General features: G+C 32.9%; 14 protein-coding genes. All 14 read right to left on the reverse strand.

What is annotated here, in order from left to right; genetic code table 11:
* Position 1: 1 nt before the first annotated feature.
* The 14 genes from NTX65_04975 to NTX65_05040 all read right to left on the reverse strand — a co-directional run bounded on the left by NTX65_04975 (position 2) and on the right by NTX65_05040 (position 14,545).
* Positions 2–793 carry a hypothetical protein gene (locus NTX65_04975; GenBank protein ID MCX6168665.1) on the reverse strand — a complete coding sequence of 264 codons (792 nt, stop codon included), beginning with the start codon at positions 791–793 and terminating at the stop codon, positions 2–4.
* Between the two features lie 41 nt (positions 794–834).
* The gene (locus tag NTX65_04980) at positions 835–1,161 is read right to left on the reverse strand and encodes a hypothetical protein (protein ID MCX6168666.1); all 327 of its coding nucleotides are present in this window, start codon (positions 1,159–1,161) and stop codon (positions 835–837) included.
* A gap of 21 nt (positions 1,162–1,182) precedes the next feature.
* Positions 1,183–1,689: a hypothetical protein gene (locus tag NTX65_04985; protein MCX6168667.1), complete on the reverse strand. Its 507-nt coding sequence runs from the start codon at positions 1,687–1,689 to the stop codon at positions 1,183–1,185.
* A gap of 214 nt (positions 1,690–1,903) precedes the next feature.
* A complete protein-coding gene (locus NTX65_04990) occupies positions 1,904–3,424 on the reverse strand; it encodes a metallophosphoesterase (GenBank protein ID MCX6168668.1) in 1,521 nt (506 codons plus the stop codon).
* Between the two features lie 107 nt (positions 3,425–3,531).
* Positions 3,532–6,561: a type IV secretion system DNA-binding domain-containing protein gene (locus NTX65_04995; GenBank protein MCX6168669.1), complete on the reverse strand. Its 3,030-nt coding sequence runs from the start codon at positions 6,559–6,561 to the stop codon at positions 3,532–3,534.
* 10 nt (positions 6,562–6,571) lie between these two features.
* Positions 6,572–7,075: a hypothetical protein gene (locus NTX65_05000; GenBank protein MCX6168670.1), complete on the reverse strand. Its 504-nt coding sequence runs from the start codon at positions 7,073–7,075 to the stop codon at positions 6,572–6,574.
* A gap of 153 nt (positions 7,076–7,228) precedes the next feature.
* Complete coding sequence (locus tag NTX65_05005; protein ID MCX6168671.1) at positions 7,229–7,435, reverse strand: hypothetical protein; 207 nt, start codon at positions 7,433–7,435, stop codon at positions 7,229–7,231.
* A gap of 119 nt (positions 7,436–7,554) precedes the next feature.
* Entirely contained in the window at positions 7,555–8,346 is a 792-nt protein-coding gene (locus NTX65_05010) for a DNA/RNA non-specific endonuclease (protein ID MCX6168672.1), read from the reverse strand.
* A 70-nt stretch (positions 8,347–8,416) separates the two neighbouring features.
* The gene (locus tag NTX65_05015) at positions 8,417–9,640 is read right to left on the reverse strand and encodes a patatin-like phospholipase family protein (protein MCX6168673.1); all 1,224 of its coding nucleotides are present in this window, start codon (positions 9,638–9,640) and stop codon (positions 8,417–8,419) included.
* A gap of 199 nt (positions 9,641–9,839) precedes the next feature.
* The gene (locus NTX65_05020) at positions 9,840–10,028 is read right to left on the reverse strand and encodes a hypothetical protein (protein MCX6168674.1); all 189 of its coding nucleotides are present in this window, start codon (positions 10,026–10,028) and stop codon (positions 9,840–9,842) included.
* Positions 10,029–10,088: 60 nt separating this feature from the next.
* Positions 10,089–10,376, reverse strand: coding sequence for a DUF3892 domain-containing protein (locus tag NTX65_05025; protein MCX6168675.1), 288 nt, complete (start codon positions 10,374–10,376; stop codon positions 10,089–10,091).
* A gap of 442 nt (positions 10,377–10,818) precedes the next feature.
* Positions 10,819–11,742, reverse strand: a complete 924-nt coding sequence (locus tag NTX65_05030) for a class I SAM-dependent methyltransferase (GenBank protein MCX6168676.1) — start codon at positions 11,740–11,742, stop codon at positions 10,819–10,821.
* Positions 11,743–12,121: 379 nt separating this feature from the next.
* Positions 12,122–12,964 carry a hypothetical protein gene (locus tag NTX65_05035; protein MCX6168677.1) on the reverse strand — a complete coding sequence of 281 codons (843 nt, stop codon included), beginning with the start codon at positions 12,962–12,964 and terminating at the stop codon, positions 12,122–12,124.
* A 1,197-nt stretch (positions 12,965–14,161) separates the two neighbouring features.
* A complete protein-coding gene (locus NTX65_05040; protein MCX6168678.1) occupies positions 14,162–14,545 on the reverse strand; it encodes a hypothetical protein in 384 nt (127 codons plus the stop codon).
* Positions 14,546–14,615 lie beyond the last annotated feature (70 nt).

Raw genomic sequence — 14,615 nt, forward strand, 5'->3', positions numbered from 1 at the left:
TTTATTTATTGGAATCATTTAGTGTGTTGCTTTCAACTTTTGCGATAAGGGATGGAACCCAGCGCTCGCTAGCGCCTGCAATCACACCAGCTAAAACCATCGCGACTTGAGTATTATTAATATTTGAAAATATTGGTACCAGTAGTTGCAGTTTTACACACAAAGCTATAATAATGGCAGAAATGCAACCCGCTATAATTCTAGATCCTCCTTCATAAAAATGTAAATCCTTTCCTGCTGCGGGGTTAAGATTGGTTTTCCCCAATCTCATTATCACAGATAAAAGAGCACCCAAAGCTCCACAACTGCCTGCGATTAAAAGGAAAAAGGTTGTCTCTCCCAACATTGGTTTAAGAAAATATTTCGTTAGCCATAAGATAGAACCAAGTACAGTCACAATTAAAGCCGTGCCACCACTTGCTTTCAAAAACCATAAACGTGACTGTTCATTATTTCTGTTTGTAATAAACTCTTCAGCATTTTTTGCCATCTGCATAGCATTTTCATAGTCTGTTTTAAGATTTCTTACTATTGCCTCTCCAATCATCCTTTTGAAATTAATGCGAATATTTTTGGTAAGATGATCATTTGGAATGCATTCTAATTTAGTAACATAATTAAATACCATATTTTGTTTTTCTTCATCTGGATTCCATTTCTCATCGTAATCATCATTATGCGACCAATCGATATCTATCACTTTATCAATCCAGACAATAAATTCATCTGTCTCATAAACTAAGTATTCGATTTCCTCATCCTTGGGCCACAATCGATTTTCCAAATTTTCCATTTTTTCTCCTTTTCTTACAATTCATTTTTGAATCTTCACTTTTAGATTAATAGAATCGGCAATTTGGAATTCACCATATTTTTTACTGCATCCATTGCGTTATTAACAGCATTTTGAGCAATTACTTTTGTCATTCCTTCAGCAGCAGCCAAAATTGCTATAGATGCCTCCTTTTGTTGATTGAGCAAGATAGGTGCTTCCTCAATTGTAATTGATCCTTTTACTACTCCTTCGGTTATCATCACTAAAGTTTCTGCTAGATTTTGTCCTTCTCTTTTCAAATAGTCAAAAACCGCTTGAGGTTTGTGACCTAATTCAGTTCCAGCCGCACTCAGTATTGTGTTTTTTAAATCATCAATAAATGCCATGGTAGTTCTCCTTTATAATAGTTATTGAGGGCTTTTCCCTGTTTTTTTTGCTAATTCAAGAGTTAGAGCAGCAGAAATGGTTTGATTTATATTTCTCCTACATACTTCTAAAACAGCCTTTGAGGGTCCATAACTTTTATTATGATCATTTAAACAATGCAAATCTTTTAAGCCGGTTTTGGGTTGTGATGTATCTTCATTACCCAAAATAGTTAATCGAATTGTTTTCACAATGATAATAGTTTGATCATTCTTTGGAATTGCGGCAACTCTAAACTCGAGTATCTTGATTTGGTTATCCAGCATGTCATAAGTTTTTTGGTGCTTCGCAAAAGCAGCCGTATCAGTCCCTGAGAATTGTTCAAGGCTGTCAATGAATATTGATACTGATTGCTGCAATGTTGTGAGATATTTATCGGTAACCTCATCGTAATTTGAAATAATTGTTATTGAATTACAGGCTACTAATAATGAAATAGTTAGTGAAATGACAAATAGTCTTCTCAAATTATTTTTTTTGAATTTCATCCTTCCTCCTTAATAAACATTGTGTTTGAATTAATATTTTCATCAAAAATTAATTTTGTATAGCATACTACCGAACTTGTATATGTGACTATATTTATATAATAAGTTTCCTAAAACAATTTTCTGCTTTTCACCTTTTAATCTTCGAAGTGCGCGTACTACTACTCCGCTCACAACTTCCTGCTTTTCTACTTATTAAAGAAGTCATAAACATTCATTTATCGAATGAAAGAGTTATTGGAAACTTACTTAGTATTTTATTTGAAAAAGATGATGTCTTTTTTTTATTCGTATCAGTAAATTCTTTTTCTTGCGAAAAACCATCCTTGTCGAAATTTTTTGTATCATCATCCCAATCATGGCGCGAAGATTTTATGTGATATCCGGCCGCATCTCTTTTTATTGTATAGTCATTAAAGCTTCGCTCCCTGGAAAAATCACTAACTGATTTTGATGCTGAGCCAGCCATTAGCTGAAGAAAAGGTCTATGTTTAAATTCTTTTATTATTTTATTTAATTCGGACACTATTTTTTTAAGTTCTTGTCGTTTTGTTTGAGAAATAGAAGTATTAATAAACTTCTGAATTTCTCTAAGCTCATGAGAAGAAATTTCGGATTTACCTTTGAATTGAAAATCTATTATTAGTTTTTTAAGTTTTGATTCAACTTTATCCGGATCTTCTAAAAATTCATTTAATAAATCTACTAAGGCAGATTCGGAGACTTCATCATGAGTATTATCTTTAACCGATAAGGAAAGAAAATTAAAGAATTGAGAGATTAGCCTATCAAAGAATTTTCCATTTTCATCGCTGTATTGCATTGGTAGTGAAGGAATGCCAATGATTCTTCGAAAATAATTAAATAATAGGCGATGTTTTGCTCTTCGGTTAAAATGGTCACCATATTGTTGAGATTGAAAATCAGGTATATGCTTGTGGCCACATAACAAAATATCAAAATCTGACATTGCAAAATTTTTAATAGCCACATCTCTATGGGACATGCTCATAAAGTAATCATATTTTTTTTCAACGGGTTCAAATAAATAATGGTGCATGACAAGTATTTTTAATGATTGAGCAAATTTCTCTTTGAGTATACATTCTTGATTATTATTAGGAATATTTAGATTGCCTTTCATTCCTTTATCATACCATTCCAATAAAACTTCTGATTGCCTTATTGTAATGTTTCCTCGCGCAATTTTATCAAAAATCATAGCTTTATTATCTTCATTCTCAATTTGAGTATCACCCAAATGGCATGAATCTAAGAATGCCATAAATATGTACATATTGCTTTTTTCTATCCAATCGTAGTAAGCAAAGTGTGGTGGTTGCATTGCATAATAATCCTTAAAAGCAAAATTGTAATGTTCGAGTGATTTTTGTTTCCTATTCGTAAATGTTCCACTTTTTTCATTATTGAAAGCATCATGGTTTCCAGGCACAATGCGTGTAATTGAGGGCGATAAATGCAATCCAGTTTCATCACCTTCGCCGATTTGCAATTTATTGAAAATCCATCCTCTCGCAGTTAAGAGACTTTCTTTATCACCATAATTTGATAAATCGCCAGTAATGATAACTCGATCATAATTATTATTTTCAGTATAAAACTTTTCTATACCTCTTAAACGACTTATAGAATGCTTATGATTCGGTGATGACTTATCTTTACCTTCAGTAAAATGTAAATCTGATAAATGCAGTATTTTAATTTCTGATTCCATGTTTACTCTCTTAAGTTAATTATGTTTATAGCAATTACTTGTGCTGTATTGGATTGTTGTAGAATAGTCCCATGATTATAACCACCAACCTTGAACCTTGATCAAGCTTATAAATCTCTCTTTAATCTTCTTAAGGCTCTTACAACTACACCACTCACTAAGTCTTGTTTTTCTTTTTTCTGAGTTTCTGAGATTGTTTTGTATTCCACTTTCACTCGATATCCTTTTATAACATTTTCATTTCCTTTTTTGATTTCTTTTATTGTTTCTTCTTCAAAGAATAAAATCAGTTTATCTGGTAGCATGAAAAAAACTTTATCTAAATATTGCGGGGCTAACTTGTCAGTAATTAATTTTCGAACCGCATCGATTCTTTTCTGTTCCGGAGAGCAGAATAGAACTTTGCTGTATCCGGACTGAAAACATTTCTCGATATTTTTCAATTCATGATCATCGTTTGTAGTCACTGAGATTTCGCATGCAATTTTTTCACCATCACGCTCAAGCCCCACATCTACTCGTCCGAGTTTATCAAGAGTCTGCTCTTCGACAACAGCTTTATAACCTCTTTGTTCTGCTAATTGCTTGATCAATGTTTGTAGATATTTATGATAAGTAATATTCTTTTGATTTTCATTTTGCACAGGTAGAGTAATAACATCTATTTTATTAGTAGTTGCAGATTCTTTCTTTTCCGCTTTTCTTTTTATCGGTGTGTGAGATAGTGGATAAATTTGGGGGTCAGATTTTATTCGTTCAATAACAACTGGAATTCCGCCATATTTCTTTCTTGATAATTCTATAATCTCATTTTTATTTTTTTGAGCTTGTTCAGAAACAATATTTAACGGTAAAAGTGTTTTGATATTAAAATCATAATCAGATCGTTCCACGCGAACCACCGCATCACCAATACTCAGATTCTGTAAATCATTCGTATCGAAATGTGTAAATCCACTTTCAAGTTTCTGCGCATCAAAGTCACCAATCCGAAAACAAATTCGAGTTCCCGCATTTGATATGATGGAGTTGGCAAGTCCGGTGTCTGTTTCCCATAGTTGATGTAAGTCTTGATGTGCAAGAATCAATCCCATATGATATTTTCTTGCACCTGATAACATTGCTTTCATTGATGGAGTAATAAAGTTTTGAAACTCATCTATATATAAATAAAAAGGTTCGCGTTCATGACTACTTTGTAATTGTCGCTGCATGACAACTTGATTCAGTTTAGAAACCAGTAACGATCCTAAGAGGTAGGCATTTTCATCACCGATAATTCCTTGAGAAAGTTTTACCAATAGTATTTTTTTACTATTCACTATTTCTTTAAGATCAATTCCTTTCGGTTGAGCAACTATATTTCTAATCAATTTAGGACGTAAGAAAAAATCAAGTCGCGTGAGAATCGAACTTAATGCAGTTCCTCGAAGAAGTGGAAATTCTTTTTCCCAAAAATAGGCAACGTGATCATCCGATACGCTTTCAAGAAAAGTTTCTCGAAAATCTTTTTCAATCAGAAATTTACGCAGATCCATCAAAGAACCAGATCGATCACTTTCTAAAAATGCAGAGATTGCATTGCCTAAAACAACACTCATTTGATCACCCCAACTGGTGGAGAATCGTTTAAATATTTCTACCAGATCAGATGACAAAACATTTTTTTCAACTTCTGTTTTAGCTTCGAGTATATTAAACCCGATTGGATATTGATCATCACTCGGATCAAATATGACTACATCTTTATGTCTCTCTTGTGGAATATTTTCAAGGATTGAATCTATCAAATCTCCGTGCGGGTCAAGAACCGCTATTCCAAGTCCATGTTCAATGTCTTGCATAATGAGAGAGTGTAGTAATGTAGATTTTCCGGTACCTGTGGCACCTATAATATGCATATGTCTGAGTCGCTGTTCGTGACTCAATGATACTTCATGTGAAATTCCGTTATGAATATTCTCACCCAATATGTATTCATGACTATATAGACTTTCAGGTGCACGATTACTTTTTTGGTTCTGCCCTCTAAGTTTTTGAGAAACAATTGATGCTGATGGGAAATGTGCTAATGATAGCAACTCTTCACAATTAAGAATCATTCCGCTTCGACGAGTCTGTCGTAAGATAACATCCTCACAATGCACCGTGTTGTTATATTCATGATTAGTAAGGGGGATCAATTCGTTACTTTGCGGAAGTGTATAAACACTTAGACAACTAGTGATAGCTTTTACTATTTCCCAGGAACGATTGGGATTAGCCCCTTTTGCAATCAACCTTACATTCACCGCAAAGAGAGGGGACTTACATTTTGCTTGTGCGAGTTTTACCATTTCCGGTGCGTCTGCAAAAAAAGAATCTCCTTCATGATTCATCACTGATCTCATAATGCTCAAAGACCACGGTGACTCAACTGGAGTAAAAAGTATTTGGAAGAGTCCCACTTCTTCTTCTGCAAGATTCTCTAATACTCCAATTATTCCAGTAAGAGGATCAGGATCGAATGAATCATACACACGAATCGGTCGCATAAATTCTTCCGATAATCCAAAGTCCACAACAACTGTATCATCTTCAGAATCAGGAAAGAATCGATCATAAAAAGTATTTCCTGATATTGAGAGCGTGCATTCAGGAAAGTATGCGAGAAGCTGTTGAGAAAGATGTGTGGTGTCATGCGCACAACAGGTAAATTGGACGGTGATAGATTCGTGCGTTCCTAGTATTTCAAAACTAATGAGTGAGGTATGCAGAGTTATTCCTAGAATACATTGCTCAAGATACTCCGCTTCCATTTTATAATCTGATGGCAATACAATTTTTATTTCTTGAATTTCATCACTGCGCCTGAATTGATTTGGAACGGCATCTTGTATCGTAAATAATGGATGTTCTGGAAGTGCATTTTGTGTTGATGTAGGGGCCAAAACATTTTTAAGTTTATCAACGAAAGAACTAAGTAGAGTTGGTTTACGTCCATCATCAATTTGCGTGACATGAGATGCATAATGATAATAGAATGGAACAAACGGTGGCTCTGGATCAACGGGAAAATTATATACATCCCATCCTCTTCCCCGTTGTTCCCACTCATAAAAATTCCTTGTTAATTCTTCAATCAGTTCATACTGCATGCGTTATCACTCATGATTTTTTTAATAGATCTTGCATGATTGGTTTTCGTTCTGATTCAGTAAGTAATCGTAATCCACTTGCTTGTGTTGTTTGATCCAATACTTCTAATACAGCGAGATGAATTGATTCTTGAAACATTTGAGTAGTATCGAGTTGATAATACGTTTCTGGTTTAAATGAACGCACCATGAGTGGACCAATAAAAGGGATCATATATACCAGTGCCATGATAGGGGATGGTATTTGTCCAAGCCACCATGACATAAAGAATCCCGTTCCAAAAGGAGCGGCACATATATCAAAAATATATGATTTCCACTTCACGCGAAGATATTCTCTCTTTGCAGAAAATAAGCCTCCTTCTTTGTAATCAATACGAGAAAGTTTGATATCAGGTATCTGACGTTTTTTTACTGATTCTTCAACAGAGGCATAAAATTTTTGCGCAGACTCTTGTAACCCCTCGGTAAGATGAGACCAGTGAGCAAATGGTATGCTTTCCTTACTAGCCATGGATTTCCCTCCCTTGATCAAGGAAAATATATTTAAGTAGATCTGTCAAATTAATATTGATCAGCTTAGCCAAATTCTATAATGACTTAAAATGTCGAATAAAACACTGTTTTTTTCAACACGTCAACTAAATCGTTTTAACTATATATTTCATTATCTCGTATGGCATTCGGTTGAACAATAATAACAACCATCAACGTTTGAATAATGCTTTTTCGCTTCTTTAACTGCTTCTTTACAGTTTGAGAATTCTCCTAAATAAATTCTATTTTCAGCAGTAGGTAAGAAACTGCATCCAGATTTATGAACTTCGTGTTCACCAGTTGTTTGCGCATTCTTATTGACATAATATGATGACATGTTACCTCCTTATCATTTAATATTAGATTATAATCTGTTTATATAAATTAAAACAATTTGAGAGAATCATGCGACCAATAACATTTTCAGCTATTGAGCGAGTCATTGTAATTGTTTTGTTATTTCAATTTCCATTGAGATTTATCTACAACTGATTCAATTCGGTTTTCAGTACTATCAGGAATGGCTGCAAAGAAATTTATTCCGGTTCGTTTTTCAACTGAATCTACTGAAACCGCAAATGTCATGATGTCTTTTGGAGACTGTTTATGTGGGAAAATAAATCCAATACATTTGTTTTCATTTTGCCTATACACTAATAGAACTTTATAAAAATATTTTGGAACTGCGACTTTATTTTTTCCAATTGTTTTCATTCCTTTTTCTAATATTGGACCCGCGACAACATAGACTGTATCATATGTGTTGGCATATTTGTGAACCCAGCTTTCGAGTCGTTTCCAAATTCCCGCGTTGAACGAATGTACTTGAGGACTCATGTTACTCATGAAAAATGATTCAGACTCAGTTACCTTCGACCAGCGCATATCATCACACGGAACAAGATGTCCTTTATCATATTTATCATTTCTCGTTTGTTTATAGTCTCCCGGTGCAGCTGAACCCGTTTCCACATCAGGATCTATTCTAAATTTATTGGTTCGGGGATACTTTGCAATTGTCATTATTTTTGTCAACATGTATGCTGCCCATTCGGCTTCCTCATATTCTTCTGAATATTTGAGAGTATATGCTGTATGCTTAATAATTTGATCACCCATGTTTATTTCAGGTAGTTCGAAATAAATTCGATCCTTTGGTTTTATTGGATTGAGTTTAGGAGAGACAACAAATGCACACAGTATCATAGTAAGAAATAATGAGACTGAAAAAAATAATTTTAATTTCATAATTCTACCTCTATTCTTTACTTAATAACTTATTTGGGAGATGTCACAAAACGAAAATTGTTTCTAAACCTTAATTATTTATCATACTTTTTCTGATTTTTTTATACTCTTCCCACTCAAATTTCATTAAAAATTCAGCAGCACTTTTTGCCCCTCGAATAAAAAGATCAAGTTTGTCGCTATCACGCATCGAAAAGTTGAGCCAGTTGTGATTACCAACATCAATTTTACAAATTAATTTTTCATAATCCGGATTTTGGAGTATGAATGTATAATCAAGTACATGACGGGCAGAATTGAAAATTGACATTAATAAACCTGGAATTGTACCAGCATGATTTAACGTATTTCTATCTGTTCCCAACCTTATTCCAAACGTTGGTAATCGAGGGACCATATTTATATTGTGAAAAACATCGATGGGAAAATTTGACATAATTCCACCATCAACAAAAACAGCTTCTTGAGGTAGCTCACCATTATATTTTACTAATCGAATCCAATCTTCTTTCTGAATATGAGTATCCAGCTTTACTTTATGAGGATGGAAAAATCCCGGAATTGACATTGAAGAACGTACATAATCAGCAGGATGTGCACATTCGGATAAGTCCCAAAACAGTTCATTCATCTCGGGAAAAATAACACGAGTCTCGGTTTTGATTTCAGCCGCAATTATTTTAAGTTTTGGGATCAAATCATTTACGCTTCTATTAATGCCCTCACGAATCTTTAGTTCCTTTGGCTGAATACTTCGAAGATGAGTGAGCTGTAATTGAGAAAGAATATTATTTTTTCTTAAAATTTCAGTAATCCAATTATAAAAGTTATCACCAGGATTTAATCCATTAAATTTAATGAGGTGATTTATGCTGCACAAAAACCAAAAAATCTTTTTCAAAATCCCAGATGGATTAATTATTGATTGAATCAACCGTCGAACTGACGGAGGACCATCTACAAAATCAAAGAGATTTTTTGAATTTAGAATCTCTAAAATCTTTTCACTTTTTTTCTCTTCAATCTTACCAATCGAAGCAAAAAGTAGCGTATTGATTGCCCCTGCTGATGTCCCAGCCAAACTAAAAAACCTAATACCCATCTCCTCCATCACATAGGTGTATCCCAACAATGCAATTCCTAGAACTCCGCCTCCTTCTTGAACGAGGTCAACATATTGATTCCCTTCGTCATCTATAAGATCAGAATAGTGTTTTGCCTTCGCGTCAGACTTTTTTAAATCAACTATTAATTGTTGTACTTCATTACAATAAATGAAATCTCTTACATCCATTCATTACTCAATTTGATATTGTAGAGTAGTATTTTCTATTAGTTAAGAACCGCCTCAGACTTAATAATTTGAATAAATTTAGTTACATAAAAAAGACAGTATACACGATTGGCTTTTATTTCTAATTATCCGTTCGGTTGTTAATACTTATATTACAAAAAGAAATTAAAATCGCGCTTATTAAGTAACAGCAATATTATTATCTTTTTGAATTCCCGATACAATAAGCACAATTATCAAATTTTTGAATATATGCCTCTAGTAAAGAAGTAAAGGGAACATCATTGGCAGCATTTATAATCTCATCAATCTGACACACTTTTTTCTCATTATCTAGATCATGGACTTCTTTAGTGTTTTTGTTACCCAAGTATTTTTCACCATTCATGTGTCTTCTATGTCTTCTCAAACCTGTATCCTTTAAAAAACATTGTTTTTATTAGCTATATTAAATAGGGCACTCCGGAAGATTGAGCAAATTATCTTTTCCTGTTGCATCTGGAAGAGTTTTAATGTATTCATTACCATTATGGGTCGAGACAATGACATTAGTTTCGTAATTACCAACCTTCACATAGAAAGCATATTCACCCTTCTTGATGGCCACAATAACTTTTTGCTGCGCCATTTTCCATCTACTACCGTCAAGATTTACACCACCAATATTAATTATTCGTTCGTGTGGATTATAATGCTCATGTTTATTAATACAAGAAACTCGAATCCTTGGAGCCATTTTATATCTCATTATTAAATAATTTAAATCACGTTTAATTAATTAAAATATAGGGTTTGCAAATGTGTGAGGAATCAGTATAAGTACGACAAGTACTCGAGCAGATGATTTTCGTAAAATAAACTCTGCAACTAGAATGTTTGGATAAGCTTCCTTTAATTTCAGAAGAATTAATAGTGATAGTATATTTTTGTGTAAATTTTTGTCAGAGTTCCGATCGGGTGAATGTTCTATAAGGATAGTAAATAATAAAAAAGTCGCCTCAATTCAATAAGGCGACTTTGGATTTGAGAATCTTGGCTAAAAGTTACCTCATTAGCAGCATCTTCTTTGACTGAGCAAATTTACCTGCATTAATTAATGGTATAAATATAAATTCCACTTGTTAATCTGCTTGCATCAAAAGTTACATTGTGGTATCCGGCTGTTTTATTCTCTTTTACTAATGTTGTCTATTCAAATAATAATACGGGACTGTAAAATTTATTATTTGGGATGCCGAAATTTTTCTGAGCGGGATTTCCGAAAAGAATTCTTCGTCTTTAAGTAAGATAAATATTATTCCCGAAAAAGACTTGACGTTTTTCGAAAATTTCTCATCAAGTTTCATTAAAAATGTTACAGCTTTTTTCCCAAAGACCAAATGAAATAATGGTCTAAATAAATTATAAACTATTACTGAAATCGAGGAATAACTTGTTTCTTCTTTTTCTCTTTTTTTAGATTCAACAATAGCACGAGGAATATTTAATCTGGTGCTAAGCATTTTATTTGTCTTAATTTTTTTTACAATCGGTTTTACAAAATCAAAAGTCTTCATATCAAAATAATGTATATGGGCATGAGGAATATTTTCCTTGATGTTATTTTCGATTATCTCTTTTGCTTCATGTGGTACCGTAATAACAACAGCTTTCTTACAAACCCTTAATAGTTCATTTGTTGCTAAACGAAAATTAGGAACATGCTCTAAAGTTTCACTACATACAACAATATCAAATTCATTATCACTATAAGGCAATTTATGTATGTCTACTGATTCACCATCAATATCAAAAATTTCTTTCGCCCTGTTGCATGCTTCGTTTGATAAGTCACAATTTCTGACATGTACCTTGAATATTGAACGAATAAGCGCTGCTGTATAACCCTCTGCTCCACCTACATCTAATAATGAATTGAATTGCATGTGCGATAATGCTTTGATTATCTGGTACGTCACAGTGTAACTAGAAATCACCCATCCGCCACTACTACCACCTCTGAATCCATATATAGGTTGGTGAGCATAATAAATACCCTCATTAGTTGTTCGCTTAAACCGTTGCTCTAACCAACTTTTTGTTTTTTCGGTGTATCTATCCATTTCAAATGTCCTTCAAAAACTTCGTCTGTGAGTATCTTATTATGATTTAAAATTTTAAGATAAAAAATCTTTTATTTAATGTCGAATTTTAGTCGTTTCAATCAAAAACTCCACGCATTAATAAAAATTTACAATGATGATGAAACCCTACTTGAAATGAAAATTGGGTTTGTTTTCTAAATGAAATGTAATCAAAAGGAGGTGTGACATTATTAAACTTTTAGCCCACTTTTCTGAAATGAAAAGTACATCTTAAAATAAATAATGTTAAATATTAGACATTCACCCAGAATTTTACACTTTCTTATTAAAAATATGAAAAGAGTCGGTTCTCATTTATATTTTTCATAAAGAAAAATAACTTCTATACATTTGTTTACTATTTGAGTCCGCTGCCAAATGAAAAATTACCGTCTGCAGTTCCATCCCGATTATTATCATAATAAAGTGTGTTGCCTCGTAATACAGCAAAGTCATAATTCGAACCGCCATCAAATTTCCCAAGAAAGTACCCATCCTCAGAATTTCCATAACCATAAGAATAAGTAGGGGTAGTATAATAATGATGCCATACATAATCACGCCTTAGGCTCCATCCACCACTTGATGGAAGATCAAATCCATGAATATATTGATCTTCACTATTGCCATTTCCAAAGTAAAAATTGCCATCGGCATTTCCATCCATACCATAATCATAAATGATTTGATTCCCTCTTCTTACCGCTATACCCGAAGGTCTCATAAAAATATATTGATCCTCACTATTTCCGTTTCCAAAACTAAATGATCTGTCAGCTGTTCCATCTAGGTTGTCATCAACATAAACCGAGCTACCTCTTACAATAGCAATACCACCGTTAGAAGGTTCATAACATCTTTCCGAATTACCATTACCAAAAGAAAACGCTATATCTGATACACCATCACGATTAGTATCAATCAGAATATAATAGCCTCTTCTCACAGCAACATCTGCATAACCATCATGATTGAAATCATCAACAAGATATTGATCTTCAAGGCCGCCACTCAGAACAGAACTAGTTTTACTAAGTTTATTTTTATGGGTTATATCAATACCAATCATTTCTCTTATAATCTTGCCGTTGATATTACTTTCAACGGGGATCTTTAATCCACTTGGAACATTTGCTGTAATTGAGTCTTCTTGGCTTGTACAGGATGTTGAAATAGCTATTATCGCCAATAGAACAGACATTTTCCCAATACTTTTAATGCTTTTCATATTTAAACCCCGATTTAATGAATAATTGAGTAATTAGTTTTGAAAACCGACTCTCAAATCTATTTGTTACAATTTTGCGATTTAACCTTTAAGCAAGGGCTGCGTTTTGATATTAAGCATTTGTTTCAAATAAGTTTTGAATTTCAAATATTTCATTAAAAATGTTGTCAAGATTTCCGCTAGAAATTACTGAAAACTTGTCAGTGATTGATTTAGTAAAGACTTCAAAAAAAATCAACCATAGTCGACAATCTTTGTTGACTCATCATAGTTGTGAGAAAACTTTGGCAACTATTACCGCAACGTTCATTTTTTGGTGATTTACGGCTCATCACCTCAAATATTGCCTTACTATTTTTGAGAAATACATTATGTATTATTCCACGAATAATATATCTTTTAAATTAAATACTTACATCAGTACAAGTACGGTTAGTAACTACGTGCAATGATTATTTTATCTTTCTATAGATTAATTACTATTTTTTAAAATCGTCCGATCATTTGTTTAACATTTTCAGCCGAAGGCGGATACAATTTACAGACGATTTAATAAAATGTAGTTGTAAAAAACGGTAAATAAATAATGTGTGAGATTTATTTTTTTACAAACAGAGGGAAATCCTTTGAGGTAAATGTTATGAATGAAAAAAGAAGACCAAAAAATATTTGAGTAAAGGTGGCTAAATAAAAACTAATACCTCCTTGCTCATTGTTTAAGAGCCCGGTGACGAATTTAATTATATCGATGTATTCATAAGTGATTAACAAAATCAAGAATAAATTTACCGCTTTTACTTTTTGAATATATTTTATCAACGATAAGACAAGTATTAATGCGATAATAAAATGAGTCACTATTAGTGAAAGAATTAGGATACTTCTATTCATTGAAAAATTCAAAAAGATTATGAACGTTAATATGGAAAGAATAACAAAAAAGTATTTCTGTTTACGGTTTGACAGTAAGGATGATGTGAGAAGAAAAGCAAATGTCAATGAAAATACTTGAGGATTTATCCTTAATAAGTAAAATGAAATGATTTTTACAATATCTGATAGTGCTAGTATTAAAAAAAAGTAAAAATAGTCCGTCTTATATTGTTTAAATAATGGGAAAAACCATACAGTGATCGAAATAATAACAATGATTAAAGGGTAATTCATTTTTTAATATGGACAAAATGGCGGGCACCAAACTGCTTCTTCTAAAGTAAGAAGTCCAAATGTGACTGTTAGATGGTTCTGCCTTTTCTCAATAGATATAGTCTCCCCAGTACCAGAACTAAGCAATTCCACAACTTTAGATTTACTAAAAAGTGCGAATACTTCATCTGGACCAACGTTTTTCACTATTGGATACAACAATTTTCTCCCTTCACCAAGAATCACTAATTCACCATTACTTACTTGAAACATAATATAACTTTGAATCTGATTCAATACTGAAGTAATCTCTCCTTGTTTAATAGACACTGAATCAATAACATTTCCAAATAAATTATTAGCTTCTTCTTTTGTAAATATTTTACCAATTGGTTGAGAATTATTCATATATATCTCCATGGAATTTTTAATAAATATTATAGTGAAAAATATGCTATTCTTTACGCAATCAATATCG

Source organism: Ignavibacteriales bacterium (genome assembly GCA_026390795.1).
Classification (GTDB): domain Bacteria; phylum Bacteroidota; class Ignavibacteria; order Ignavibacteriales; family Melioribacteraceae; genus Fen-1258.